Below are 23,154 nucleotides of genomic sequence, written 5' to 3'. Positions count from 1 at the left end.
GTCAGGGCACCTGCTCCCACACGTCGGACACGACCATCGGCACGCTGACGTCCATGATTCTGAACATGCGGCCGCTGACATTGAGGTAGCCGGACTGCGCAAACAGCGGCGCCCCGGTCTGCCCGAGCAGATCCACGTTCCGGATCAGCCCACCGAGCGTGAAATCACCGGAGTAGGCGTTCATCAGCGCGTCGACCGCAGCGAGGACGGCCGGGTCGATACCGTCCTGCGGTTCCTGGAGCATGTCGGAGAAGATCCGCACCGTGTACGTGAGCCGCACGGCCGTGGACGCCAGCCCGGACGACCCGCGCGCCGGGTCGACCCGCGCCACCCAGATCGCCGCGGTGATGCCCTTCCCGGGACTGGATTTCGGTTCGTGGCCATTCACCGTCTCGAACAGCCCGGACGCTTCCGCGTGTGAGATCAGCGCGTTGAAAATGCCGGTCGAGTTGAGCATTAGTTCATCCTCGGTAGGTACTTCTGGAGGACGAATTCGGCGATGTCGTCCGCGTCGGAGCGGATCTGGTTGATCGCGATGATCCAGTGCTTGTAGCCCTTGAATCGGGTGGTCTTGTTGCGGCTCCCGACCCCGGCGAGCCACGGCCCGTACACCACGCCGCCGTCGTGGATCTCCCACCCGTCGAACGCCCTGCTGGCTTGGAGTTGCGACATGTAGTAGCCGGTGGGGTGCTTGAGGAACGGGCCGAGCGCGACGCGGACTTTGTTGACGCCGACTTCGGCGATGACCTGCTCGATCTCGTCGGCGTACCCGGCTGCGGCGAGCGCGGCGCGGTTGTCGAACAGGGGCCCGTCGCGGTCGATCCTGGCGCCGAAGACGATCATGCGGTCACCGCCGGGTCCAGCAACGCGCACGCACCTGCGGGCAGCGGTTCACCGTCGGCGTGCGGCACGACGGTCGACATGCCGCCGTCGACCTCCACTAGCCCGCCGAACTCCCACGTTGCGGGCGTCGGCTCTTGGCCTTCCGGGACGGCGACGCGCTCGAGGTTGTAGTCGACCAGGACGGTGCCACACCACGAGCAACGCTGACGCATGTAGCCCGGGTGGACGACGATCACGGGACCGGCGATGTGGATCATCATGCGCTGTTCGCCCCCTGGATGCTGTGTAGCTGGGCGAACGCGTCCCGCCAGGTCGTGAACCGGATGGCCCGGTCATCGACATAGGCCACGGCCGGGAGCTTCCGGTCCGTGACGAGCAGCCGACCGCGCTCATTCCAGAACCTGAGGTACCCGCTGCCCTCGCAGTCCCGGCAAGGATCTTCGACGTACATACCGCCCGGGACGGGATCGTCATCGTCCGGCTCGGCGAGGCCGCCCGCACCCTGGCAACGCACGCACGGATCATCGGCCGTCACGTCGAACCCGAGGCCCTCCAGCCACGGCACGACCTGCTCCGGGTCGCGGCTGGTATGGATGAACACCGCGTACTGCCCCATCAGCGCGTGGAGCGCATCCACCGCGCCGGGGACCGGCTCGTCGTAGATCGTGCCGTCCTGCCAGCCGCGCGAGTAGGCGTGGATCACGCCGTCGAAGTCCACCGCGATCGTCACCGCTACACCGCCCTCGTCCGGGCTTTCCGACCGAACGCCGTGTACGCCTGGTCGCGCAGCACGCCGAGCCCCCGCTGGAGGACCTCGCGTTCGTTGTCACCCGACCCGGCCTGCCGCGCCCAGCCCGCGCCCTCCTGCAACCCCTGCGAGATCGCCTCCGCGACGGCGTACTGCCGGACCAGGCCAGGCACCACGTGCCGCGCCACAGCCGCAGCGTCGGAGTGAGCGGCGGCGGTCGTGCCGAGCAGGCCACGCTGGACGGTCAACGAGCGGGCCGCGTACACGGCCGTCGCCGCGTCGTGCGCCGCGAGCGCCGACCCGTCCCACGCCCGCTTCACCACCAGCGCCGTGCCCACGGCGTCGACCACCAGCATCCGCTCGGCGCCGATCAGGATGACCTCGCCCGGCTGCGGTGCGCCCGTCGAGCTGGACACGGTGAGCGCGACGTCGTTGTTGGAGGCGGTGAGCGCGGACGCGGTGACGCCCGTGTCGGCCATGGCCGTGCCCGCGACCAGGATCCGCTCGGTGCCGACCAGGAGGACGTCGCCGACACCGAGCAGCGACCCGTCCGTCACGGTCACGCTGGTGGCGGCGTCGCTGATCGACCCGTCCAGCGCCCCGGCCGGGGCAGTGTCCGCAGGGACGCCGCAGTAGACGCCGGTGACCGCGATCGCGCGCTGGGTGGTGTCGCCCGTCGAGAACGCGCTGGTGGAGGAGATGTCCATCTCGATGCGCGTGTACGGCGGGCCGCTGCCGTTGGGCTCCAGGAAGTAGTTCGCGGGCGGGATGGTGACGCCGCCGGTGACGAGGCTGGACACCGAGACGACCTCATGCTGGTCGAGGCGGAGGATCCACGCGCGGGATTGGCGCGGCCAGTCGAAGTACCGGGTCCCGGTCCAGGGGAAGAAGCTCCGGTGGAGTTGGCCGGTGACGACGTCGGTCGCGGCCTCGATCGCGCGGTCGACAGCATCGTCGGCGCGCGCCGTGAGCTTGATGTCGACGGCGCGCTTGACGTCTTCGCGCGTGCACAGGCACGGCGCAGTGATCATGCGGTGTCCCTCCTGTGCCCTTGCTTGCTTGGCCGAGAACCACCCAGGGGGTGGTGGGGAGAGTCGGATGTCCAGTTGTGAGGCGGTGCTGTGTCAGGTCAGGTCTTCTCCGACGTGCCGGTCGCCGGGCCGCCACCCGTCCCACGGGCAGTAGAGGCCCCCGTCCGGGCCTTGCCGGAGCGGCTCCCCGTCGTTCGGGCACGCTTCCGGGGCGCTGGAGGCTTCGGCTCGGGTGAGGTCGCTGGCTTCTCGGGTGATGTCTGCGAGCTGCTCCCAGGAGATGACGCCACCCCCTCCTTCGGTTCCGGCGCGGCCGGAGCGGGCGGGTCTGCGACCGCGTTCGTCGGCCCGCCACGTTTGGTGATCTTCGGCATGTCGTTGTCCTTCCAGGCCACCACGACCTCCACCGGGTGACCGCACACCGCGCATGCGAGCGCGGGCACCTGCACGATGTTGAGCGCGACCTGCGGCAGCCGCATCGTGGTGACCTTCCCTGCCGCGCGGCACCCTTCGGTCTGGCAGGCCACCTTGATCTGAGGCAGCGTCGGCGCCGCGCCTCCCCCGGCCACCTCAGTGGACCCGCACTGCGGGCACGCGGGCAGCCCCACCGCGTAGGCGGAGGAGCAGCCCGCACACACGTTCAGCGACATCAGCCCGCGACCAGCGTCGCGCCGTCCGTCAGCGGAACCCAGCAGGCGTACCAGGTAATCGCCCCGTCCGGAGTGGTGCCAGTGGTGACCTGCTCCAGGTCCCCGGTCGTAACGACCAGATCACGAAGAGCGTGACCGCCCCGCAGCAACGAGTTCTCCACCAGCGCCCCACTCGTCGCCGGGTCGTCGATGGACTTGGTGAACCCGATCACCGTGCCCACCGCAGTGTCGGTAGTCCCGATGTCGGTCGCCTCGGACACGTCGGTGCTGTCACCGGTGGTCGGGTTGGCCTGCAACTTCACCGTGTTCGCGACGCTGATCGCGGTGGTGACCACACCCCACAGCGCGGTGATCAGCACCTCCCCGCCCGCGACGGTGAAGATCGTTCGGGTGTCGGCGGCGAACGCCCCCGACGGGCTGGACACCGGGCCCCGGCCCAGCGCGATCGCGCGGAGTTCGTTGCCCTGAATGATGGTGCTCATGGGTTGACGTCTCCGATCAGCTCAGCGGGGCGTGCATCTTGTCCGGCGCGCGCTGCGACGCCAGATCCCGCAGGATGTACAGCACCGCGCCGAGCTGCGCGTTCCCGCCGACATCCGCGACGTCCAGCGACACGTACGCGTACCCGTCCGACAGCGACGTCGCGTCCACCTCGATCACCACGATCTGCTGAGACTCCGCCGACGTGCCGTCCCCGCCCGGGTCCGCGATCGTCGCAGCGGCCGACTGGGTGACCGTCTCCCACGTCTCGTCGCCGTCCAGCGCCGTCTCGGCCTTGAGGTGGTAGTGGTCGATGACCGCGAGGTTCTGTGACGTGCCGCCCGACGACGCGGTGTGCTCCTTCAGCGTGACCGTCGGGTCATCGGCGGCGGTGCCCGCGCCCTTGAACAGCACGATGCTGACACCGGCCGCGTGCCGCAGCGACACACGCTTGCCGGTCTGCGCGGTCTGGAGGTCGACCGGCGCGACACCACACGACAGGTCGAACAGACGTCCGAGCCCTTCCATGTCCTTTGTCCTCTCTACAGGGGGTGGACGCCGCGACTACGCCCTGGCCGCGACTTTCACGAAAGGCGACAGCGTGTTGCTGCCGGACTTCGGGGTGATCGCCGACTGCACCCAGGGCCGCCCGTCGACCCGCTCGATGAACCGCATCGCGGTCTGGTCGTTGGCGAACTTGTAGTGCGGGGAGGTGTCGGCCGCCATGGTCTGCCGGTCACCGATCAGGTAGTAGCCCAGGTCCACGAAGTTGAGGTCACCGGCCTCGCCGACCGACGACAGCTTCTCCGAGAAGATCACCGGGCGGCCCAGGATCGTCATCGGCGGGCCCTCGGCGCCGTTGTTCAGCCAGATCGCCGACCCGCCCGTACCCACGCTGAGGGCCATGGTCGCGAGTTCGGGGAACGTGTCGATGTGCGCCAGCCACACCGCCCGGCCCAGGCTCGCGGGCAGCATCCGCGAGTACGACTTCGCGATGTTCTCCCACACGATCGTCGCGGCCGACTGCGCGGTCTCCTTCGCGACCGACACGGCGGCGGTCGCGTTCAGGAACCCCAGCGGCTCACCGGCACCGGACCCGGAGATGAACGCCACGTCCTCGAACCACGCCAGCGCCTGCGGGAACACCTCGTCGATGAACGTCTGGAGCGAGATCACCGAGTCGGTGAACAGCTCGTTGGGGACCTCGCAGTACGCCGTCAGCTTCTTCGCTTCGAGCTTGACGCGGCCGAACTTCGCGGACGTGTCGGTGAGCGCACCCGACTCCTCCGTCCAGTAGGCGATGACGCCGCCGTACACGCTGGAGGCGTTGCTGGTGGAGTCGATCGTCGGGAACGGGACGGTCAGCGTCTCCATCGGCACGACCCGCGCGCGGGGCCGCACAATCGCGGTCTCCAACGCGACCCGCAGCAGCTCCGACCGCAGATACTCGGGGATCAGGAACCCGCCGTCGGACGGCACCGTCGACCCGAACTCGTTCTGGATCCTGCGGAGCTCGGCCTTGGCCTCGATTGATTCGGGGCTCGTGGCCTTGTGCCAGGTCGCCTGCAAGTACTCCCGCGTGGTCGGGAACAGCTTGTCGACCTTCGCGCCGGGCGCGGCCGGGTTGTAGTGCGCCGACCGTTTCGCCGACGGTGTCGGGTCGGAGCCGGGCGTCAGGTTCAGCCGCTTGATGTTGTCGACCTGGTTTTCCCGCAGCCAGGTCGCCAGGACCCGCTGGGTTTCCTCCCGGACCTGCGTCGCGATGGACGCGTCCATCGCCATCGTCGACTTGGCGTAGTTGCGGATGAACTCGCGGAACTGGGTCTTGTCCGCGAACACGTCCTGCATTTGCTGCGGGTCGCCGAGCATGTCCTCCAGCTCGTCGGCGCTGGTCGGAATGGTGACCGTGGGACTCATGGCCGGAGGGCTCCTCTCACTGCCTCGCGGAACACGTCGGGGTCGAACTGGAACGCGGGAACCGCATGGTCTGCCTCTGGCGTCGGTGCGGCGGCGTCCGTCTCTTCTTGCTCGCCTGCCGCGTCCGTGGCGTCGGCGCCCGTTGCCTGACGTAGGGCGTCCACGTCGATGAGCGGGCCGGTGATCGGCGCACCCGCCGGGGCCGGCAGCACTGCGGCGACAGGGACGGGCGGGGGCGACTGGGCGCGGCCCGCGTAGTGGAAACAGGTCAGGTCGTAGGCCGCCGCCACCTCAGGCTCCTGGACGGCCGTGGCCTTCTTCGCCTTCGCCGGTTTCTTCTCCGGCGCCGCCTCCGACGCCAACCCCGCACCGACGGCCTCCGACGCGGAATACCACGTCTCGGCGCGCATCAACTTCCGCCAAGAGGTGAAGCGTCCACCCGCGCGCGCCGCGTAGATCTTCGCGATGATGTCCGAGCAGCGGTCCAGCAGATCGGCCATCTCCGTCATGTCCGCCGCGTTCCCCACGCACAGCCCGGACGCGTCGTGGATCATCATCTGCGACCCGCGGTTCATTTTGATGGTGTCGCCTGCCATCGCGATGAACGACGCCGCGGATGCGGCGATCCCGTCGACGGTGACGGACACGTCGGCGGGGTGGTCGGCGAGGGCGTTGTAGATCGCGATGCCGTCGAACACGTCACCGCCGGGCGAGTTGATGCGGACGTGGAGCGTCGGCGCGGTGACGGTGGCGAGCGCTGATGCGACGTCGGAGGCGGTGACGCCCCAGTAGCCGATTTCGGCGTACAGCAGCATTTCCGCGCCGAAGGGCTTGTCTTCTTCCTCGGGCGCGTCTTCCTCCGCGCCCTCTTCTTCGGGTTCGTCGGGGGCGTCGGCGTTGGTGACCAGAATCTTGCCGGGAATGGTGGGGCGGGGGCGCCGGTCGCGGGCGTTGAGATGCGCCCACACGCTCGCCACAATTTCCGGAGGGACGAGCCGCTGACCGGTCAAGGGTTCACCTCGGACACGACAGGGCACTGTTCAGCACGTTGTGCTGTCACGTTCGCTGACCTCCCGCGCGACTTTTTCAGGGGTCTTCACCTCGGAGGATACGCCGACAGGTACCCATTCCGTGAGGGCCAGTCCGCGAGCAGCGCCCCGTTTCCTAACCTCATTCCTTTCAATTCCTTACCGGCTCTCACGGCGGCTGACATCACCATTCAATACCTGACAGAATGTTAGGCATGAACGAAGTGGGCGCGCACGAGTGGCTGACCGCGCGCGAGGTGGTGGAGCAGTACAAACTGCCGTCGCTGGCGGCGCTGTACACGATGCGGTCACGGGGCAAAGGGCCGAAGGGTCACCGGTTCGGCAGGGACCTCAAGTTCCACTTGGCCGACCTGAAAGCGTGGGAGGACGAGTGCGCCGACCAGGTGGCGCCGCGCATGGTGTGCGGTTGTGGGAAGCGGGAGCCTTCGCCTACTGGTTGACCTGCCCAGGGCGCCAGATGGCAACGACCTGGCCCCGGCACCGGTCTCGGCCCTCACACCGCAGGTATCCGCCGGTCGGGTACTCGCGGTCGGCGTCGGCGATGGTGTTCCCCAGGAACGTGCCGTCGATCTCGCCGCACGGCCCGCACCGGCTGGTGTCGTTCTTCTCTGACGCGTAGTACGCCACCTCGTACCCGCCCGCGCCGTCCTGCTCGGCCTGCCGCCACGTGCCCATCCGCGCGTCGTGCTGCGCGCGGTGCAGCGCCCCACCGAGCCGTTCCCGGAGCTGCGCGTCCGACAGGCCGTCGAGGTGCTCGCGGACAGCGTCCGCGACATCGTCGGCCGGGGCCGTGCCCGCACCGACCCGCATCGCCTCACGTGCCGCGCTGGTCGCCAGGTCCGACGCCATCAGATCCGTGGTGACCGCGGCGGTATCCGACAGGGCCGACCCGGCCGGTGCGACGGGGGTGATGTCGACGTCCTGGTCCGCTGCCTCGGCGGCGGTCTGCTCGGCGGCCAGGTCCGCGAGCGCGCTCATCGCGTCGGCCAGCGTGTTCGTCGCGTCTTCGGTTGGCACGACGAGTCTGGTCAACGCCGTCAGGTCACCGGACTCGGCGGCCTCGCGGACCTGCCGGACGAGGGATTTCTTCTGCGCGGCGGAGATCTTCTCCCACAGTTTCAGCAGTGCGGCGAGGGCCTTCTCCCAGGCCGCGCGGAGCGGGCTGACGTCGGGTAGGTCGTCGGGGTCGAGGTTCTCGCTGGTCTTGGCGGCCGGGCGGGTGACGCGGAGTGCCAGCGCGGCCGGAGCATCCCCGGGCTCCTCCTTCTCGTCGGGCTCGTCGGGTTCGTCGCCGTCCGCATCGCCGGTCTCCGGCTCCGGCTCGGGTTGCTGCGCGGGCTCCGGCTCGGCGGCGGGCTCCGGCGGCTTCACCGTCCGCATCGGCGGCAACCCCACCACCTGAGCGGCGTCCTCCGGATCCACCCTCGCCTCCACCAACGTCTTGTACGCCTCCGCCTTCGACGTCCGCTCACGGTCGTCGGACTCGCGGTCCGCCACCGCAGGCGACTCGTAGTCGAAATGGACGCCCTCACCGGTCGGCCCGAACAGCGGCAAAAACTTCTCGTTCAACGCCTCCTTGATCCGCTCACAGCGCGGCACCGTCATCTGCTCGGCGAACCACGCCTTCGCGGCCTCCGCCACAGCCCGGTTGACGTCATCGAGGTCACCGACGGCGAACTTACTCATCCCGTACGCGCCGCGGATGATCCGGTCGGACACCTCCCGCAGCTCCACGAACTGCATGTCGCGCTGCGACACCGTCCGGTCTTTCCACTGGCCGTGTTCGAGGATCGCGACGCGGTGCGCCGCCGACACCCCACGGTGCTGTTCGTTCCACCGGTCCCGCAGCTCGTTGAACTCCCCGTCATTCAACCGGGTGGGGACCTCGATGATCCCGCCCGGCTCCGCCGAGTTCAGGAAAAAGTTCCGGTTCCACTCCTCCGACAGAGCGACACCCTGCAACGTCGCGACGATCGTCTGCACCGGCCCGATCCCCCGGTACGGGTCCCACGGGTTGGGGCGCCGCAACTGGATGACCTCGTCCAACCCGAGTGGCACCTCCTCACCACCCGGGCTGTTGTACACGTACCCGGCCAGGAACCGGTCCGGGTCCGGGACGGGCACCATCCGCGCCGGGCTGACCGGCCACAACTCCAACGGGATCGCCTTGAACTGCGGGTTGCGGGCGACCACCCACCACGCCTCACCGACCAGGTCATAGTGCTGCTGGAACGTCTCCACGAACTCCTGCCTGGTGAAGAACGGGTTCGGCTTCCGCCAAATGTCCAACGCCAGATGGTTCGGCACCGTCGGGAGTTCCTCGAACGGCTGGGGCTTCCGGCCGGGCGGCGGCGTCCGGTACAAGTCCCATCGGACAGCGGACGTCGACGCCGCGAGCCGGTCAACGATCGCGAACAGCGTCCCGTTACCGCCCATCGCCCGCATCTGCCCCTCAGAGTTGCTGCGGGGCTTCCAGCCCGTCGCCGCCGCGGCGGCGACGTAGGGGACGGGGACGCGGGCAAGTTCCTTGCGTGTTTGCGCGGTGATGGCGGGGAGCAGGTCCAGGGGGTTCCTCATGATCGCCTCCGCTGATCGGCAGGGCCGTCGCCCATGCATTTCAGGATGCCCCAGCACGACAACCCCGCCGCCAGGAAACCGAGGGGCCGTGCGAGTTCCCACGCCGCGACCGAGATCAACACGAAGCCACCCACGACCAGCACCACAGTGACGGCGACGCGGACAGCGACGCCCACGCGGCGGAACCCGCCGCGGACCATCCGCCGCAGCCGCATCCCATGGACTCGCACCCTGCGGGCCTTCAACACCGGCGCCCCCATCACCGGGGCACCAGCCGGACGGACCACGGCCGGGCGACGCCACCTCACGAGCGCCGCCCTGCCCAGTCGACCATGCCGCCATCGTCCCGCATTCCGGGTCACAGCCACCGCAGCCTCGTCTTCTTCGCGTCGAGGAAGAACGCGACCCCGGCGCCGATCGCGTCGATCAAGTCGTCGTTCAGGACGTCGGGGAACGACGTCATCTGGTCCTCCGCCTCCGGCAGCGGCCGGGCGTGCAACACCCGGTACCGCTGGTAGTGGTTGAGTAGCGTCGCCGCCCGGACCTGTTTGGGTAGCGACTCCGAATGCACGAGCAGGTCAACAGGCAAAGTGTGCAGGACCGACTTCCACAGGTCGCCACCCTGGTTCGTTTCGATGCGGACCGCGCCGACCTCCGGGTAGGCGTCCAGGAGGGCCAGGACCTTGTCGCGGAGCTTCGCAGGCGGAAGCTTGACCTGCTCGGCGTGCCGCACCACACACAACGGCAGGTCCGGGCGCGGCTTCCACGCTTCGGTCGAAAGAACGATCTCGTCGTCACCGGCCTTGGTCAGGTCCGGCGGCCGGTACGCGACCACAGCCAGACCGTAAAAGTCGCTGGTCTTCTTGTCGGTCACCGCCGGGTCAATCTGCAAGATCACCCGGGCGGTGTCGGAGACGTCGCCGTACCGGAAGTCCTCCGGCGTCCAGTAGTCCCCATCCATCCGGACCGGCCGGTTCGCGAACGCCTTCGCGTACACGCGGGTGTGCCGAATCGACTGGAGGTACGCGGTGGGCCAGCGGCCCGGCCACACCGACCGGTCACCCCCATCGGGGGTCTTCACCAGCGGCGCGAAGTACGTCGTCCGGAACCGTTCCTCAGCGATCCACCGGGCCGGGTCGCCCGGCTCCGTCACCGCCTTCACCAGCTGGTGCATGATCCCACCAGCCAGGGTGGTCGTACCGATCACCCGGACGTGAGCCCGGTCGTTCATCGGCAAGATCCCGTTCAGCAGCATCCCGAGCCGCTTCTCCGCCTGGTACACCGAATACCCGGCGCCCTCCTCGGCCTCAATGTCGTCGAGAAGCAGGATCGCCGGGCGCCGGTTCCGCGGGTCAACCAACCCCAGCACACCGGAGTCGATACCGCGCGCGGAGAACGCGAACCCGGACCGGGTGAACAGCATCTGTTTCGAGTCGATGACGGGCTGGCACAGCTCCGGGTAGTCCAGGCGGATCAGCTCGTTCGACTGCAACTCCCGTCGCACCCCGGCGAGGTGGTCCTGCGCCTGCGTCCCGGAGTTCGAGAACGCCGCGATGAACCCCGACACGTCCGAGTGGTGGCACGCCACCCACAACGGCACGATCAAGAACGCCGTTGTGCTCTTTCCCGAACCACGCGGAGCGGCGTACGCGCGACGTGATTCTTTCGGCCCCGCCGGGTGCGCCAACTCCAACGCGTCCCGGTACACGCCCAGGTGCACGTCCCCGAACGTGACGCCCCCATCCGGGGCCTTCAGCAGGTGCCGCAGGTACACCAGCGCGAACAGCAGAGGGTCGTTCCGGGTCGCCGCGCGGCGCGCCGCCGGAGTCTTCAGCATCCGCTCGTCCCCGCTCCACCCGCCGGGCAGGTCACGCATCACCCGTTGGAGGTAGACCAGGTGGTCGAAGTTCCCGGCGTCCACCCCGGCCAGATAGCCGCCCAGGACAGCCGTGCCGGTCACGGTCCGCTCTGACCGGAGTCGTCGACCTGCGCCGCGTCCCGGGCCAGTGCCTCGTTCATCATCTCGACCAGTTCGGCGTCACGGGAATCGACCTGCCGGACCGTCGCATTGATGGTGACAGCGTTATCTCCGAGCAGCGCCCGATGCTGCCGCATCAGCACGTCCAGGAGCCGGATCCCGTCGCCGTCGGACATCTTCCGCGGGTCGAGCTGCTGGAGCCATTGGACGGCCTTGCCCGCTGTGGCGGCCAGGATCTTCGCGTCGGCTTCGGCGGTCTTGCGGCGTTCGTCGAGCCATTGCAGCACGTGCAGTTCATCGAGGTGCCGGTCATGCGCTGCGGCGCGTTCCCGCCATTTGAACGCCGATGCGACGTCCCGGATGTACCGGTCGTTCTTGGTCAGGACTGCGGCGGTTTTCCGGAGTGTCCGGGCACGGCCCATGTCCCGGTACGTGCAGAACTGGTTGTAGCGCGTCAGGGACTCCTCGGGCTGCTGTTCCCAGGGGTCGGTGTCGGGGTCGAGGTCGAGGGGCGTCGGGCCGCTCATGACGTCACCGGCGTGGGATCGGTGTCACCGAGGTAGGCGTGGGCCCATAGTTCGAGGGCTTTGTGGCGGTGCTCTGCGGGGATGTCGCCGGTGGACACGGCCTTGCGTAGTGCCCGCTCGACCAGCGCGGCGGATTTCGTGGGCATCGCGTCGGTGTGGAACAGCGTGGCCAGGGGCGCCATGCCGTTGTGGTGGGCGGTGCCGGTCCGGGTGTCGAACCAGCCTTCTTTCAGGTCTGCGGCGTGGTCGTGGAACAGTCGCAGGATGATGCCGAGGGCGGTGGCGACGTTGGTGACGTCGAACGATTTGGAGGTGAGGTCGAGTGCCCGCATCGTCTCGTCGTACTGGCGGAGCTGGGTGATCCACACGCTGTCGGCGCCGGAGGTGATGGTGAGTGCGTCTTGGAGGACGTCCTTGGCGGTCTTGAGGTCCTCGGGGAGGAACACGATCGCGAGGGTCTGGAAGGTCAGGTTCGCTTCCGACAGTGACGGTGTGTCGAGTTCGGCGAGGAGTTCCAGTACCGCGTCGTCCAGGCCGGCGTATTCGCGCCAGTCGACCTCTTCGATCTGCTCATACAAGGTTTTGAGGATCGCGAGGTCGTCCTCTCCGACGATCGCGTTGTGGGACAGCTGGAGGCCGAGGCGTTGCCCCTCGGGGAGCGGGTCACAGGTTTGAAGCCAGTAGATCTCTTCGAGCCCGGCCTCCACGGCGGCCTTCACCCGGTGGTTGCCGGACAGGACGATGCTCTGCCCGGTGTCGGGGTTGACCCACACGAACGGGGTGCTGGTGAGGGCCTGGTCGCGGCGGAGGTTCGCGACGAGTTGCTGGAACTGTTCGTGCCGCATGAACCGGGCGTTGAGCTGGAGCAGCGTCAACGTCGCCGGGTCCCCTTTGACCATTTCGATCTTCATGGTTTCAGGTCCTTGCCGTAGCGTTTTTTCCACTCGGCGAGCACGTCGGTGAGGGGCTTGCCGGTGAACGGGCCGCCGTATTGCAGCTCGTACGGTTGCGCGTAGTAGGAGTCGGATGGTGACAGGCCGGCCGACCATTCTTCCTGTAGTGCTTTGTTCTCCTCGCGTTTGAGGAGGCGGAGCACACCCCGGTATTTCATCGACACTGGGCGTTTCGCGTATGCGGTGGTGGCGAGGGACTGGTAGCGGCGGTGGCCGTGCCGCCATGCGAGGTGCTGCGCTTCCCGGGACAGGGCCGCCATCACGACCAGTTTGGACAGTTTGGCGTAGCGGCTGGTCGAGACGGGGAAGTCCGACAGCATGTACACGGTCGGCTGTTGCGGCAGGTGGTAGGACCAGTTCCCGAGGGTCGGTGCCCAGGAGTAGGCGAACACTCCGATGAGGACTTGGTCGACGAGGACGGCGACGGCGAGGGACTCGGCGCCGGGTCGGATGTTGGCGTTCATGTACGCGGAGCGGAGCGCCGCGAACTGTCCGCTGGTGAGTACGGCGAGGCTGGGGGTGTCGCCGATCGGGTCGCCTGCGAGGTGCGGGCCGGGCCACGCCTCGGTTTTCTGGCGTGGCTGGACGATCCGGGTCGGGCCGTCCTTGGCGTACACGTAGATCGGGATGCCGCGGTTGGTGGTGCGCGTCTTGCCTCGCAGGTGTTCGGCCATGTGCGGGATCTGTTCGTTGGTGCCGAGGAGCCAGTGGTCCCGGTCGGTGATCCGTTCGATCAGTTGTTCCAGTTCGGGGTCGTCCATGATCTGGAACCCGGGTGGCTCCCATTCGAACATTTCTTCGAGCTTGGCGAAGTCTCGGACGAACGCGGCACCGGCACCGTGGAACGGCGGGTAGGAGATCACCCCGGCGTCCGGTGGGATCCGCTCCACCCACGTCATCGCGTCCTCGGCGGTGTACGACGCGAGCGTGAACGTCTCCTCCGCCGCCAGGATCTTCGCTTTCGTCTTGGCGTGCAGGTCCGGCCACTGGGTTTCGTACGCCCGCCGCATCTTGTCCCAGTACGCGTTCGACTTCGACTTGCCCATGAGTGGCGCGAGGCGGGTGCACAGCAGAAGGTTCGCGAGCCTGTCCGCAGGGGTTTGGTGGTGGGTGGCGAGGTACGGGAACTCGTCTAGGGCGGCCTGTGAGAGGTTGAGGGGGTGGGGTGATCCGGAGTAGTGGGAGCCGATCGCCGTGGAGTACAGCAGCACGTCGCAGGAGTGCAACCGTTTCCCGAGGGTGGCGATGGTCCGTTCCACGGTGAAGTTGCCGCAGCACGCGTTGTAGACGTCGGTGACGTCGGTCCACAGAGAGACGTGTTCGCGGACGATGCGGCACATGTCCGCGGGGATCGAACCGTGGAACACGATCCGCCTCCCCTCGTCCGGGCGGGGCCTTGTGGAGCGTCGGCCAGGGGTTGAACCTGGTCTTCCCCCCTGGGGTGGGGGGTGTGCGGCCGTTACACCTCCGACGCGGAATCGGCTACCACCAGCCGTGTGTAACTGATGGTAGCCGAGACGGCGATCAGTTCTAGAACAGCAGCCGCGGGGTCGTCTTCCCCAGCTCGGGCACTTCCTGCGCGTGTTGGGCGAGCCACCAGACCGCGAACATCCGCCGGTGGCACCACACGTCGGGTTTGGACAGGACGTCGAAGCACAGCAGGACCAGCCGGTCGCCGGGGGTGGCGTCGGCGGTGCGGGCGATCTCGGTGAGCTCGGCGGCGATGTTGTCGGCGCCGTGACCGTCGAGGAGTTCGGTGTAGGCGTGACGGTACGGGGCCCGTTCGAGGTTCAGCATCGGCCGTGTGGGGGTGATGAGTTTCGCGTGACCGGCGAGCTTGTAGGGCAGCCGGTAGCGGGGCGCGCCGACGGTCGAGCGGACGGGGACGCCCATGCTGGGCGTGAACTCCGCGTAGGAGCAGGTGGCCAGGGGCAGAATCATCGGGGTCCTAATCAGTTCCGGGTGTATGGCCATGGAAGCAGGGCGGGCCGCCCTGCTCCCAGGGGTCAGGCGGAGGGCCAGTTCGCGCGGCGGGAGTTGGCGGGGAGCGGCCGTCCGGGCAGGGCGAGGCGGACGAAGTACTCGCCGTCCATCCGGAAGGCGATGACCTTTCCGGCGCGGGCTAGGTCGCGGAGGGCGATCCGTGCCGCGCTGTGCATCCCGATCCCGGTGAGGCCGGAGGGGCTGGGGTAGATGCCGTTGTCGTTCATCTCACCGATTTTGCTGATCATTTTCGGTGTCCTTTCTGTTTCCGTTTGTTCTTATACTCATAGCATAGTGAACTATCTCAATGATAGCAAATATAGGACGGGGAATTATCGGCCGGAATCACGAGAACAGATCCTGGTTTCCGTACTTGTCCGTGCCCCTCTCGGCGAACAGCGCCTCCTGCTGGCCGCGCTGCGTGCCCGTCGGCGCGGTGAGGTCCGGGGCGGCCGCGGGCTCCCACTCGCCGAGGTCGTCCAGCGCGATGGTGCGGTCATCGCCCCGGATCGTGCGGACCAGCACCTCGGTGCCGGTCAGGGTGTCCTGGACCGTGACGACCTTCACCGGGTCGTGGTGCGCGCGGCAGTGGATCCACTGGCCGAGGGGCGGCGTCTTCTGCATTGCGAACTCCTCTCTTATCCGCGGACGGTCACGGACTCCTCGGGGAACCCGAGGATGGTCGTGTAGCTGAACACGGGGTGGATGCCGTCCTCGTATGGCTGCATCGCGGCCTCGCCCGTGGCGAACGTCAGCCCCCAGTAGCGGCGGACGGACCCGTCGCCGTCGGCCTGGCCGTGGCCGGTGAGTTCCGACTTTGCCACGAGCCGCCATGCCTTGATGCCGTGGAAGTTCGCGGCCAGGACCCATTCGGAGGGCTGGATCTCATCGAATCGTTTGGTTGTCATGTCGGCTCCTCTCGCACCTTTGCTGCGGCGCCCGCCCCGGGCTCGAACCCGGATGCCGCCTGTCGCGGGCAGTTTGTGGTTTATGTTCCAGGAGTGGCGTCAACGGGGGCTGTCAGTCGTCCAGAAGGCCCTCGGTGGTGCTGATGAAGGCGCGTGCGCCGTCGCGGTTGGCGACCTCGACTTCGTCGGAGACCCCGCAGCTGTGGCGGGGCTCGCCGAACTCGACCAGGACCTTGAAGCAGTAGTCCCGCTCGGCGCGGGCGGCTTCGATCAGGGCCTTGCCGTTCTCCCGCATCTGGTTGATGCGGTGCCAGGGGAGCGCCTTGCCCTGCGTCTCGACGACCTTGCGCATGGGCGAGGCGGAGAAGGATCCGGGGCGACGGTCGCGGAGGTAGGTGATGAGTTCCTCCTGCGCCTTGGCCTCTTGGTTGAGGGCGGACGCCGAGTACCGGGTGAGCGCCTTTTCGATCATCTCGGTCATTTTGGTGGCCTTTCTGTTTTGTTTCCGTTTTGTTCTTATACCTATACTATAGTCTGCTATCTATTTGATAGCAAGTGTTGGACGGGGAAAATAGGCCCGAATCACAAAGAGAATCCGTCGGTGAACAGGACCTCTTGCCCAGGCGAAACACGCGACGACGCACACCCGCCGGCCGCCGGAGGTCCACCCGTTCCGCTCGATGATGTCGGCGGCCAAGCCGAGGATCTCGAAAGCCTCCATTGTCATCTCCTCTCGCCCTCGGGCGCGCCAGCAGGCGCTGGCGTGCCCTCGCGTGGTTCCCTCACTGTTCGGCCGCGACCTCGGCGTCCTCCTCGGTGTCGGCCAGCATGGTCGCCGCTGCCGCGATCGCGGCGGCCTTCCGCAGGTTCGTGGCCGCCTTCCCGGCGACCCTGTAGAGCGCCTCGGTGCGGTCCTGGTAGGCGCTGGCGCCGCCGTGGACGCCGGCCAGGAGCTGCGCGAGGTCGGCCGGGTCGGTGGCGGCGAACTCGGCGAGGATCTCACCGGCTGCGGCGAGGCGATCGAACTTGGAGGTCAACCCGTCGCGGCGCCGCCGGATCTCGGTCTTCGCCTCCTCGCTGGGCTCGTCGACCTCAAACATTCCCTCGACCCGCTGCTGTTCGACCTGCTGGCACGCCTTGGCGACCTCGACCGCCTCACGGGTTCCGGTGAACTCCCCACGGCTCCACTGGCCCAGTATCCGGCTCTGAACGTCGGCGGACAGTTCGGAGATCTCCCAGGCCAGGCCGACCGACAGGTGGCCTTTGGAGACTGCTTCCTGCGCGGCGGGGGTCAGCCGGAGCAGGTCGATGCGCCAGGTGATGTAGGGGACGCTCTTGGCGCAGGCTTCGGCGACCTCCTCGGCGGTCATGCCGTCGTCGATGAGCTGTTTGAACGCGGCGGCCTCTTCGATGGGGGTCATGTCGGCGCGTGCCGTGTTCTCCACGACGCTTTGGACGAACGTGGCCTTGTCGCCGCGCTCGACCACCGCGTCGATTTCGGTGAGGTCGGCGAGCTGGGCGGCGCGCCACCGTCGCTCGCCCATGATCAGGGTGTATCGGCGGTCGGCCGGGCGGTAGCGGACGCGGACGGGCTGTTGCAGTCCGACCGTTTTGAGGGAGGCGGCGAGCTGGTTGAGTTTGGTTGGGTCGAAGCGCTTGCGGGGCTGGTCGGGGTCGGGGTCGATGCGGTCAACGGGGATGGTGCGGTGAGTGGTCTTATTGGCGGACATTGCGGCCTCCGGTGGGGGGGAAGATCTGATTTCTTATATACTTATGATATAGCACATTCAGCATGATAGCAATTCGGTCATGGGAATTGGGCAGAAGAATCCGCCATTCCCACACCCGAATCGCCACCCACCCGATCAGCCGTCCCGGGGCCCCTCCCGCAGGCGCTCCTCCACCAACCGCTTGTACTTCCGCACCGCGTTCGGCTGCTGCATCTCCAACTCCACGGCGATGTCCTCCCACCGCACACCCGCGAGCCGGGCGTCCACCACGGCCCGCGTCTCCGCGGCCTCCGCAGCCAGCCGGGCCGCGCGGGCCCGGCGCAGCGCGGCCAGCTCGGCATGCCCGCTCACCACGCCACCCCCTCGATCTCAGCGGGAGGCGCCGGCAGCAGCACCCCGACCGCCACCACCTCGCCCCCGCGTGCGGCTGCCGCGTAGTAGACGCCGTCCGCCCAGCGCGGGACGGTACCCAGCAGCTCGGCCAGCTGGTCGACCGCGTCAATGCGCGCGACGATGCCCCCGGACTCGGGCTGGGCGGGTGGGAACCCGTCGGGAATGGTCGTGGTCATGTGCGTCCTCTCCTCTCGTTGATAGTCATGACGTCGTTCGCCGGAGTCCATCCGGCCTTCATCCTGGGGCCCGGTGCCCCTGCCCCCGCAGCGGAGGAGGCTAGAGGTCGAACAGGAAAGCCTGCCGAGGCCGCGACCGATGCCACGAATGGGTGCGCAAGGCGCCCAGCTCGCCGGTCGGTAGTACGGCCAGCACAGTGCGGACCCTGGTGCCCACCGACTCGAAAGCGTCAGTAGGGAGCGACACGAACGTGCCGCCGCTGGTTTCGACGAGTTGACGGAACTCGGTGTGCGCCCGGTCGCTCCGCCAGATGACGCTCTCGGGCAGGACGGACACGAGCAGCGCGTCGTCACCGAGGAAACCGATCGCGTGGTCGACGTGAGTGAGCGCGTCCTTGAATGGAGGGTTCATCAGCACTCGCTGGAACCCCTGCTGATAGTCGAGCGGGTCCAGGCGGAGGAAGTCGCCGCACACCACCCGGTTGGGGCGGCACCGCTCGGTCAGGGCTGCGGCCCGGTGCTCGTCCAGTTCGACGCAGTCCACCATCGCGCCCCGGGCGGAGGCCGGGCCAGCGATCGCGCCGGTTCCCGCCGACGGTTCCAGCACCGTCAGTCCCGGGCGGTTCTCGCTGACGCTGGCGTGCCGGAGCATCTCCTCCACCACTGCGGGCGGGGTGGGGAACCAGCCGAGGTCCCGCGCGGATACGAACTCGCCCGCCAGGATCGCGTGGTGCATCAGATCCTCGACGTTGTGGCGGAACACGTGGGCGCGAACCTTCTTACGTCCGTCCCACTTGCCGCCCGCCTCCTTGAGGATCTTGTCGACCCGCTGGTACAGGTCGCGTTCGAGTTCGAGCCCGATCCGCACGCGGTTACCGTCGATGACGGTGCGCTGGTCGGCGAGCACCGCCAGGACGTCTTCGGGGATCTTCATCGAACTGCTCCTTTCCTGCCGTACACGCCCCTGTCCGTCGGAGGCCAGACACACCGGATCCAGTAGCCGCGTGAGAACTCGTCGACGTGAGTGCCGTCGAACACCCAACCCTCAAGGGCCGCCAGGTCCGCCCAGGTCCACCACTGGCTCCGGGAGTCGAAGTCGTCGGGCCGGTTCATGAGGTGCGCCGTCTCGGCCTGCTGGTCGGGGTGGCCCCGCTCAGGGAAGTAGCGGACCAGCACGCGGGGATCGAATGCCTCAAGGTGCGTGCGGCGGCCCTGGATGGGGCAGGTGGAGCAGTCAGGCCACGGTCCGCCTAGCCACGTTGGTGACCGGGGGCAGCGGCCGTAGCAGCTGCCCCATTCCGCGCAGGGGCGCCGGTTCATGGTCTCCCAGTAGGCGGACGCCGTGATCGGGACCAGTGAGCAGCGTCCCGCCGGGGTGCCGATGTGGGCGTTGAGGCTGAGCCGGTTCCAGCCCTTGCCGTCGGGTGAACGGCCCCAATCGGCGGGGACCGGTAGGTAGGTGGGCATCTCACTCTCCCTCGAGGGCGGCGGTTGGGTGTCTTTCGTCAGAGCTGGTCGCGGTACCAGGCGCGGGCGGCGGCCCGGTACCCCATCCGTGTCTTCAGCGCCTGTTCCGCGCGTGCGGTCGCGGCGAGCTGCGTCTGCTTGGCGGCCTCGCCGAGCGCGGGCAGTTCGTCCATGTGTGCGGCCAGCGCCCCGCGTGCCTGGTCGAGGCGGGCCTGCGCGCTGGCGCGGCCTTCGCGTCCGGCCGGGGTGGTGGTGAGGTAGTTGTCCATCACCCATTCCTGGTATCGGGCGGCGCGCCGGATGGCGGCGTTCAGGTCCGGGACGCGGTCGCGGGCGGCCCGGTAGGTGTTGACCTCGGGGAAGCCGGTGGCGACCTGGACGTCGCCAGGGGCGGGGATGGTGGGCATGGCGGGCTCCTTCGGGGGAGGAAAGGAAAGAAGATTCATATCGTTATGATAGCAGACTATCTACTTAACATCAATTGGGGTTGTCGCCGCCAGCCTCCCCACCAGCAACAACAGCAGGCGGCATCGCCGCAGCCTCCGCCAACTGACCCACCCACGCCTGCTCCCGCTCCAGCTCCCGCCGCGCCACCTCCACCCGCTCCCAAGCACGATCGACCCCGAGCTTCGCGCTAGCGACGCGACCCCGGTCAGCGGCGTAATCCCGGCAGCACGCCAGCCGCAGCGCATAGTTCTCCGGGCGGCCCGCCCAATGCGCGACCAGACCGTGCAGCACAACCGCCGTACGTTCCTGCGTCGCCTCCGGCACCGAGCGGTAATACCGGCCGCGCCGAACGTTCACGTCCCGGCCGCGCAACCGCCGCTCACGCATCCTGTCGACGTCGATCCCCGTACCGCCGCACAGCGTGATGCCGTTCACGCGCGGTAGGTCATCGCGTTCGTAGTCCAGGAAGTCCGGCTTGTTCCCGCCGCCGTACTGGACGTGAACCTGCGGTGCGTCGACGTCGAGGACCTCGCACGGCGTGCTCGCGCCGCGGTTCCGGTCGGCGCCGGGGACAGGCACCAGCGTCCTCGGGTTGTGGCGGATCACGAACGTTCCGGCGACGCGGGGGCCGGTCACGGTGTAGGTCGTCGCGCCGGTCGCCCAGTCGTGCTGGTAGCGGCCGGTCAGGGCCCCGAATCCGGGGATGTTGATTCTCAGTCTCTTCGCGGTCATCGCGTGCTCCGGGGGAAGAATGAGCGTGCCGAATGCCCGCCCCGATTCGGGCGGGGCGGGCACCTGGGCGGGGTCACAGGACGGTGATCTCCTCGGTGTCCTCGGCCGCGCTGGGCGTGCGCGCGGCCTTGCGGGTCTTGCTCTGCGATGCGGCGAGCCTGCGTGCGGCGTCGATCACCGGCGCGATCGTGTCGGGGGTCAGCTCGCCGGGGAGGGTCAGGAGCCGGGCGTCGACGTCGATCTCGGCGACGTCGCCGGTCGAGACGTCGTACCCTGCGGCCTCGGCCGCGTCCCGCAGGCCGCCCAGCAGCGCGGCCGGTCCGGTCGGCCGGGCTTCCCGCGCCACCTTGGCGTCGTTCGCGTCGGCCTCGGACAGCACGACCGGGCCCACCCGCACCGAGCGTTCCCCGGTCTCGGGGTCCACGGTCACCTGGTCCGCGTCGTCGAACACGTCGTCGGTCTGAGAGATGTCGAACACGACCATTCCCCGGAAGCCGACCGGCTTCCCCGTCTCCTCGTTCCGCCCGGCGTCCTCGGCCTGCTCGTCGCGGCCGGTGGAGGCGTCGCCGTCCTTGGCCTCGCTTTTGCGGCTGCTCGGCCGGATGATCCACATGCCCGTCTCGCCCTTGCGGACCTGGCGGCCGACCTGCCGCCACTGCTTGTACGTCGCGACGTCGGACAAGGCGATGCCCGCTTCGTCGGCCTGCGTCTGCAACAGCAGCTGGTTGCGGATCGAGAACCGCATGAGGGTGGGCGCGTGGCCTAGCAGCGCGGCGAGGCGGGTGCTGGCTTCGACGTCGTCCAGGAGGGCGGTCGCGCTGGCGTGCAGTTCGGTGTCTCGTTTCTGTGCGGCCTCGCGCCTGCGGGTCGATGCGGCCATTGTTGGGCCTTTCCCTTTGTCGCTGGTTTCTGTGTTTCCTACTTCCATAAGTATATCACAATGACAGTCTTATGCCATTCGGATATCTGCATATCCAGGAAGGGCAAGCAATGCCGCCGCAACCAAACAACCGCCGACACAGAAAAGCCCCGCACACCCCCAGTGGAGGTGTGCGGGGCCCTTCATGCGCGGCGGCTACCAGGCGTCCACCACCCCATAGAAACCGCCCGGCCCGGCAGCCACCGGCACCGACTTCACCGCCGACCGCTCGCGGTCCTCCTGGCACCTGGCCGCCGAGCACCACGCCACCCGGATCGTGGTGGTGCTCAGCACCGTCCGGACGTACAGCGCGCGGTGCGCCACGTCCGTAGCCCCGCAGATGATGCAGTAGTCGAATGACCCAGTCCGCTCGCTCTCCGCGACCAGGTCCACGCGCGCGGCCTCCGGCGTCTCCCCGTCCGCGTACGCGGCGAGCAGTTCCACCGGACCCGGCACGATCCGGCCCGCCCTCGGGTCGCCGTCCGCGAGGACCGCCGCGACCGACCGCACGACGACATCCGGCGCCGGGACGACACCCAACCGCGGGTCCGTGTGACCCGTGACCCGAACCGTGTTTCCGTAACGGTGCGACATGAAGGCCATGACCCACCCGTCCCCCGGCTCCCACAGCAGAGCCAAGCCCAAACGCTCGTGCTCGTCGGTCAAGGCATCCGGGATGCCGATCATGATGCTGACGACCATGTCGTCCTGGTCGTCGATGAACGGGTCGTCGAGCTTGTGCCCGGCCGTCTTGAGCGCGGCCGTGACGGCGGTGACGTAGCCGTCCACCATCTCGCGGGTGATCTGCGTGTCCATGCGCTCCTCTTCCTAGCGGCTCTCGCCACGGATGTAGTCCTCGAACTGACGGGCCATCGTCACCGTCCGTTCGGCGACCTCGTCGTTGCGGGCGTCCGCCGAGTTGCACCGGTCCGTCCACGGCTCCAGCCGCGCGGCCGCCGTCAGTGCGGCGGCGCGGATCTCGGTCTCGGACTGGCCCCGCAGCAGCGCGGCGATCGCCGCGTGCGCCTGCGCCTGCTCCGCCCGCGCGATCGCCCACTCCGGGGCGGTCTCGGCCTCGGAGATCGCGGCGCACACCTGCGCCATGCGCAGGTGCTGCGCGAAGTCGGGCACCGTCGACCGCTGGAGGGTGTCCATCTGCTTCAGCTGGTCCCACAGCTCCGCGTCCGATACGGACGCGGCGCAGCCGTCCTCGATCTTCTCCATGTGCTTCTCCTTGATTGGGAGGTCTGCCGTCACGCTGGGTGCTCCGCCACGGGGCAGCGGAGCACCCAGCGCAGCGTCAGCGCCTCCGCACCGGCCGCCGCACGATCGTGAACGCCTGCCGCCGCGCCGTGATGTCACCGCGCTCCTGCAACCTGGCCGCAGCCGCAGCCGCGTCACCGGGCCCGGCGTCACCGGCGAGGACCTCCACCGTCTGCACGCACCCGTACAGGCGCAGCAGGGTCGCCGCGTCGGAGAAGTAGCCGTGCTCGGGCTTGCCGGTTCCGAGGTGGACGCCGTCGAGCTGGAACCCGCCGTTCGGGGCGACCGTGACGAGCACGCCCTCCCAGACCGACACCCCGCCCTCCTTCGGGCGACGGGTCACACGGACGCGGTCACGGGCCTTGAAGTCCGTCATGGTCAGG

At 68.4% G+C, this 23,154-nt stretch carries 33 protein-coding genes and 1 tRNA gene; 1 reads left to right on the top strand and 33 read right to left on the bottom strand.

Translation table 11 applies throughout. The features are described from left to right. Position 1: 1 nt before the first annotated feature. From ABD808_RS04920 to ABD808_RS04875, 10 genes are all read right to left on the bottom strand, one after another. Positions 2-457: a hypothetical protein gene (locus tag ABD808_RS04920; protein WP_344890433.1), complete on the bottom strand. Its 456-nt coding sequence runs from the start codon at positions 455-457 to the stop codon at positions 2-4. Further along, complete coding sequence (locus ABD808_RS04915; protein WP_344890431.1) at positions 457-843, bottom strand: hypothetical protein; 387 nt, start codon at positions 841-843, stop codon at positions 457-459. Before ABD808_RS04915 ends, ABD808_RS04920 begins: the two co-directional genes overlap by 1 nt. Next, entirely contained in the window at positions 840-1,103 is a 264-nt protein-coding gene (locus tag ABD808_RS04910; RefSeq protein ID WP_344890428.1) for a hypothetical protein, read from the bottom strand. The genes ABD808_RS04915 and ABD808_RS04910 overlap by 4 nt, the downstream gene beginning before the upstream one ends. Next, positions 1,100-1,573, bottom strand: a complete 474-nt coding sequence (locus tag ABD808_RS04905) for an HAD family hydrolase (RefSeq protein WP_344890425.1) — start codon at positions 1,571-1,573, stop codon at positions 1,100-1,102. The genes ABD808_RS04910 and ABD808_RS04905 overlap by 4 nt, the downstream gene beginning before the upstream one ends. 2 nt (positions 1,574-1,575) lie before the next feature. Further along, positions 1,576-2,622 (bottom strand): hypothetical protein, encoded by a 1,047-nt coding sequence (locus ABD808_RS04900; RefSeq protein ID WP_344890421.1) that lies wholly within the window; start codon positions 2,620-2,622, stop codon positions 1,576-1,578. Between the two features lie 98 nt (positions 2,623-2,720). Continuing rightward, on the bottom strand, positions 2,721-3,272 hold the full coding sequence (locus tag ABD808_RS04895) for a hypothetical protein (protein ID WP_344890418.1): 552 nt from the start codon (positions 3,270-3,272) through the stop codon (positions 2,721-2,723). Beyond that, positions 3,272-3,754, bottom strand: a complete 483-nt coding sequence (locus ABD808_RS04890) for a hypothetical protein (RefSeq protein WP_344890414.1) — start codon at positions 3,752-3,754, stop codon at positions 3,272-3,274. Before ABD808_RS04890 ends, ABD808_RS04895 begins: the two co-directional genes overlap by 1 nt. Before the next feature lie 16 nt (positions 3,755-3,770). After that, complete coding sequence (locus ABD808_RS04885) at positions 3,771-4,280, bottom strand: hypothetical protein (RefSeq protein ID WP_344890411.1); 510 nt, start codon at positions 4,278-4,280, stop codon at positions 3,771-3,773. Positions 4,281-4,316: 36 nt separating this feature from the next. Next, on the bottom strand, positions 4,317-5,669 hold the full coding sequence (locus tag ABD808_RS04880; RefSeq protein WP_344890408.1) for a phage major capsid protein: 1,353 nt from the start codon (positions 5,667-5,669) through the stop codon (positions 4,317-4,319). Beyond that, positions 5,666-6,679 (bottom strand): head maturation protease, ClpP-related, encoded by a 1,014-nt coding sequence (locus ABD808_RS04875; RefSeq protein ID WP_344890406.1) that lies wholly within the window; start codon positions 6,677-6,679, stop codon positions 5,666-5,668. The genes ABD808_RS04880 and ABD808_RS04875 overlap by 4 nt, the downstream gene beginning before the upstream one ends. Positions 6,680-6,912: 233 nt before the next feature. Between ABD808_RS04875 and ABD808_RS04870 the strand changes: the two genes are divergently transcribed. Next, a complete protein-coding gene (locus ABD808_RS04870) occupies positions 6,913-7,158 on the top strand; it encodes a helix-turn-helix transcriptional regulator (RefSeq protein ID WP_344890404.1) in 246 nt (81 codons plus the stop codon). On the opposite strand, the gene ABD808_RS04865 is transcribed toward ABD808_RS04870, so the two are convergent. The 23 genes from ABD808_RS04865 to ABD808_RS04755 form a co-directional block, all read right to left on the bottom strand. Then, the gene (locus tag ABD808_RS04865; RefSeq protein WP_344890401.1) at positions 7,148-9,295 is read right to left on the bottom strand and encodes a phage portal protein; all 2,148 of its coding nucleotides are present in this window, start codon (positions 9,293-9,295) and stop codon (positions 7,148-7,150) included. The genes ABD808_RS04870 and ABD808_RS04865 overlap by 11 nt on opposite strands. After that, positions 9,292-9,510 carry a hypothetical protein gene (locus ABD808_RS04860; RefSeq protein ID WP_344890398.1) on the bottom strand — a complete coding sequence of 73 codons (219 nt, stop codon included), beginning with the start codon at positions 9,508-9,510 and terminating at the stop codon, positions 9,292-9,294. The genes ABD808_RS04865 and ABD808_RS04860 overlap by 4 nt, the downstream gene beginning before the upstream one ends. A gap of 143 nt (positions 9,511-9,653) precedes the next feature. Continuing rightward, a complete protein-coding gene (locus tag ABD808_RS04855; protein WP_344890395.1) occupies positions 9,654-11,255 on the bottom strand; it encodes a hypothetical protein in 1,602 nt (533 codons plus the stop codon). Then, the gene (locus ABD808_RS04850; protein WP_344890392.1) at positions 11,252-11,800 is read right to left on the bottom strand and encodes a hypothetical protein; all 549 of its coding nucleotides are present in this window, start codon (positions 11,798-11,800) and stop codon (positions 11,252-11,254) included. The genes ABD808_RS04855 and ABD808_RS04850 overlap by 4 nt, the downstream gene beginning before the upstream one ends. Continuing rightward, the gene (locus tag ABD808_RS04845; protein ID WP_344890389.1) at positions 11,797-12,711 is read right to left on the bottom strand and encodes a ParB N-terminal domain-containing protein; all 915 of its coding nucleotides are present in this window, start codon (positions 12,709-12,711) and stop codon (positions 11,797-11,799) included. Before ABD808_RS04845 ends, ABD808_RS04850 begins: the two co-directional genes overlap by 4 nt. Beyond that, positions 12,708-14,120, bottom strand: a complete 1,413-nt coding sequence (locus ABD808_RS04840; protein ID WP_344890386.1) for a putative antirestriction adenine methyltransferase — start codon at positions 14,118-14,120, stop codon at positions 12,708-12,710. The genes ABD808_RS04845 and ABD808_RS04840 overlap by 4 nt, the downstream gene beginning before the upstream one ends. 32 nt (positions 14,121-14,152) lie before the next feature. Then, positions 14,153-14,227 (bottom strand) — tRNA-Gly (locus ABD808_RS04835). Positions 14,228-14,283: 56 nt separating this feature from the next. Then, positions 14,284-14,694 (bottom strand): hypothetical protein, encoded by a 411-nt coding sequence (locus ABD808_RS04830; protein WP_344890383.1) that lies wholly within the window; start codon positions 14,692-14,694, stop codon positions 14,284-14,286. Positions 14,695-14,759: 65 nt separating this feature from the next. Beyond that, on the bottom strand, positions 14,760-14,984 hold the full coding sequence (locus ABD808_RS04825; RefSeq protein WP_344890380.1) for a hypothetical protein: 225 nt from the start codon (positions 14,982-14,984) through the stop codon (positions 14,760-14,762). Positions 14,985-15,081: 97 nt separating this feature from the next. After that, complete coding sequence (locus ABD808_RS04820) at positions 15,082-15,360, bottom strand: hypothetical protein (RefSeq protein WP_344890376.1); 279 nt, start codon at positions 15,358-15,360, stop codon at positions 15,082-15,084. Positions 15,361-15,374: 14 nt separating this feature from the next. Next, entirely contained in the window at positions 15,375-15,644 is a 270-nt protein-coding gene (locus ABD808_RS04815) for a hypothetical protein (RefSeq protein ID WP_344890373.1), read from the bottom strand. A gap of 112 nt (positions 15,645-15,756) precedes the next feature. After that, entirely contained in the window at positions 15,757-16,125 is a 369-nt protein-coding gene (locus ABD808_RS04810) for a hypothetical protein (protein WP_344890370.1), read from the bottom strand. A 301-nt stretch (positions 16,126-16,426) separates the two neighbouring features. Then, on the bottom strand, positions 16,427-17,374 hold the full coding sequence (locus tag ABD808_RS04805) for a ParB/RepB/Spo0J family partition protein (RefSeq protein ID WP_344890367.1): 948 nt from the start codon (positions 17,372-17,374) through the stop codon (positions 16,427-16,429). Positions 17,375-17,509: 135 nt separating this feature from the next. Further along, positions 17,510-17,725: a hypothetical protein gene (locus tag ABD808_RS04800; RefSeq protein ID WP_344890364.1), complete on the bottom strand. Its 216-nt coding sequence runs from the start codon at positions 17,723-17,725 to the stop codon at positions 17,510-17,512. Then, positions 17,722-17,943 (bottom strand): hypothetical protein, encoded by a 222-nt coding sequence (locus ABD808_RS04795; protein ID WP_344890360.1) that lies wholly within the window; start codon positions 17,941-17,943, stop codon positions 17,722-17,724. Before ABD808_RS04795 ends, ABD808_RS04800 begins: the two co-directional genes overlap by 4 nt. A 100-nt stretch (positions 17,944-18,043) precedes the next feature. Then, positions 18,044-18,877: a DUF6094 domain-containing protein gene (locus tag ABD808_RS04790; RefSeq protein WP_344890357.1), complete on the bottom strand. Its 834-nt coding sequence runs from the start codon at positions 18,875-18,877 to the stop codon at positions 18,044-18,046. Next, positions 18,874-19,410 carry a hypothetical protein gene (locus tag ABD808_RS04785; RefSeq protein WP_344890354.1) on the bottom strand — a complete coding sequence of 179 codons (537 nt, stop codon included), beginning with the start codon at positions 19,408-19,410 and terminating at the stop codon, positions 18,874-18,876. Before ABD808_RS04785 ends, ABD808_RS04790 begins: the two co-directional genes overlap by 4 nt. 38 nt (positions 19,411-19,448) lie before the next feature. Further along, a complete protein-coding gene (locus tag ABD808_RS04780; RefSeq protein WP_344890351.1) occupies positions 19,449-19,817 on the bottom strand; it encodes a hypothetical protein in 369 nt (122 codons plus the stop codon). Positions 19,818-19,887: 70 nt separating this feature from the next. Continuing rightward, positions 19,888-20,589: a hypothetical protein gene (locus tag ABD808_RS04775; RefSeq protein WP_344890348.1), complete on the bottom strand. Its 702-nt coding sequence runs from the start codon at positions 20,587-20,589 to the stop codon at positions 19,888-19,890. 73 nt (positions 20,590-20,662) lie between these two features. Beyond that, positions 20,663-21,469, bottom strand: a complete 807-nt coding sequence (locus ABD808_RS04770) for an ArdC family protein (RefSeq protein ID WP_344890345.1) — start codon at positions 21,467-21,469, stop codon at positions 20,663-20,665. Positions 21,470-21,664: 195 nt separating this feature from the next. Further along, on the bottom strand, positions 21,665-22,324 hold the full coding sequence (locus ABD808_RS04765) for a DUF6292 family protein (protein ID WP_344890342.1): 660 nt from the start codon (positions 22,322-22,324) through the stop codon (positions 21,665-21,667). Between the two features lie 12 nt (positions 22,325-22,336). Next, positions 22,337-22,732: a hypothetical protein gene (locus ABD808_RS04760; protein ID WP_344890339.1), complete on the bottom strand. Its 396-nt coding sequence runs from the start codon at positions 22,730-22,732 to the stop codon at positions 22,337-22,339. 76 nt (positions 22,733-22,808) lie between these two features. Then, positions 22,809-23,147, bottom strand: coding sequence for a hypothetical protein (locus tag ABD808_RS04755; protein WP_344890336.1), 339 nt, complete (start codon positions 23,145-23,147; stop codon positions 22,809-22,811). Positions 23,148-23,154 lie beyond the last annotated feature (7 nt).

Origin of the sequence: Actinomadura meridiana, assembly GCF_039537545.1 — a bacterium.
Taxonomy (GTDB): domain Bacteria; phylum Actinomycetota; class Actinomycetes; order Streptosporangiales; family Streptosporangiaceae; genus Spirillospora; species Spirillospora meridiana.
This window is presented reverse-complemented; position numbering and strand designations above follow the sequence as displayed.

Bases quoted from the DNA above. Each gene is read 5' to 3' on its own strand.
- ABD808_RS04920 (WP_344890433.1), bottom strand. From the start codon at position 457: ATGCTCAACTCGACCGGCATTTTCAACGCGCTGATCTCACACGCGGAA.
- ABD808_RS04915 (WP_344890431.1), bottom strand. From the start codon at position 843: ATGATCGTCTTCGGCGCCAGGATCGACCGCGACGGGCCCCTGTTCGAC.
- ABD808_RS04910 (WP_344890428.1), bottom strand. From the start codon at position 1,103: ATGATGATCCACATCGCCGGTCCCGTGATCGTCGTCCACCCGGGCTAC.
- ABD808_RS04900 (WP_344890421.1), bottom strand. From the start codon at position 2,622: ATGATCACTGCGCCGTGCCTGTGCACGCGCGAAGACGTCAAGCGCGCC.
- ABD808_RS04895 (WP_344890418.1), bottom strand. From the start codon at position 3,272: ATGTCGCTGAACGTGTGTGCGGGCTGCTCCTCCGCCTACGCGGTGGGG.
- ABD808_RS04890 (WP_344890414.1), bottom strand. From the start codon at position 3,754: ATGAGCACCATCATTCAGGGCAACGAACTCCGCGCGATCGCGCTGGGC.
- ABD808_RS04885 (WP_344890411.1), bottom strand. From the start codon at position 4,280: ATGGAAGGGCTCGGACGTCTGTTCGACCTGTCGTGTGGTGTCGCGCCG.
- ABD808_RS04880 (WP_344890408.1), bottom strand. From the start codon at position 5,669: ATGAGTCCCACGGTCACCATTCCGACCAGCGCCGACGAGCTGGAGGAC.
- ABD808_RS04870 (WP_344890404.1), top strand. From the start codon at position 6,913: ATGAACGAAGTGGGCGCGCACGAGTGGCTGACCGCGCGCGAGGTGGTG.
- ABD808_RS04865 (WP_344890401.1), bottom strand. From the start codon at position 9,295: ATGAGGAACCCCCTGGACCTGCTCCCCGCCATCACCGCGCAAACACGC.
- ABD808_RS04860 (WP_344890398.1), bottom strand. From the start codon at position 9,510: ATGCGGCTGCGGCGGATGGTCCGCGGCGGGTTCCGCCGCGTGGGCGTC.
- ABD808_RS04850 (WP_344890392.1), bottom strand. From the start codon at position 11,800: ATGAGCGGCCCGACGCCCCTCGACCTCGACCCCGACACCGACCCCTGG.
- ABD808_RS04845 (WP_344890389.1), bottom strand. From the start codon at position 12,711: ATGAAGATCGAAATGGTCAAAGGGGACCCGGCGACGTTGACGCTGCTC.
- ABD808_RS04830 (WP_344890383.1), bottom strand. From the start codon at position 14,694: ATGATTCTGCCCCTGGCCACCTGCTCCTACGCGGAGTTCACGCCCAGC.
- ABD808_RS04825 (WP_344890380.1), bottom strand. From the start codon at position 14,984: ATGATCAGCAAAATCGGTGAGATGAACGACAACGGCATCTACCCCAGC.
- ABD808_RS04820 (WP_344890376.1), bottom strand. From the start codon at position 15,360: ATGCAGAAGACGCCGCCCCTCGGCCAGTGGATCCACTGCCGCGCGCAC.
- ABD808_RS04815 (WP_344890373.1), bottom strand. From the start codon at position 15,644: ATGACAACCAAACGATTCGATGAGATCCAGCCCTCCGAATGGGTCCTG.
- ABD808_RS04810 (WP_344890370.1), bottom strand. From the start codon at position 16,125: ATGACCGAGATGATCGAAAAGGCGCTCACCCGGTACTCGGCGTCCGCC.
- ABD808_RS04805 (WP_344890367.1), bottom strand. From the start codon at position 17,374: ATGTCCGCCAATAAGACCACTCACCGCACCATCCCCGTTGACCGCATC.
- ABD808_RS04795 (WP_344890360.1), bottom strand. From the start codon at position 17,943: ATGACCACGACCATTCCCGACGGGTTCCCACCCGCCCAGCCCGAGTCC.
- ABD808_RS04790 (WP_344890357.1), bottom strand. From the start codon at position 18,877: ATGAAGATCCCCGAAGACGTCCTGGCGGTGCTCGCCGACCAGCGCACC.
- ABD808_RS04785 (WP_344890354.1), bottom strand. From the start codon at position 19,410: ATGCCCACCTACCTACCGGTCCCCGCCGATTGGGGCCGTTCACCCGAC.
- ABD808_RS04780 (WP_344890351.1), bottom strand. From the start codon at position 19,817: ATGCCCACCATCCCCGCCCCTGGCGACGTCCAGGTCGCCACCGGCTTC.
- ABD808_RS04775 (WP_344890348.1), bottom strand. From the start codon at position 20,589: ATGACCGCGAAGAGACTGAGAATCAACATCCCCGGATTCGGGGCCCTG.
- ABD808_RS04770 (WP_344890345.1), bottom strand. From the start codon at position 21,469: ATGGCCGCATCGACCCGCAGGCGCGAGGCCGCACAGAAACGAGACACC.
- ABD808_RS04765 (WP_344890342.1), bottom strand. From the start codon at position 22,324: ATGGACACGCAGATCACCCGCGAGATGGTGGACGGCTACGTCACCGCC.
- ABD808_RS04760 (WP_344890339.1), bottom strand. From the start codon at position 22,732: ATGGAGAAGATCGAGGACGGCTGCGCCGCGTCCGTATCGGACGCGGAG.
- ABD808_RS04755 (WP_344890336.1), bottom strand. From the start codon at position 23,147: ATGACGGACTTCAAGGCCCGTGACCGCGTCCGTGTGACCCGTCGCCCG.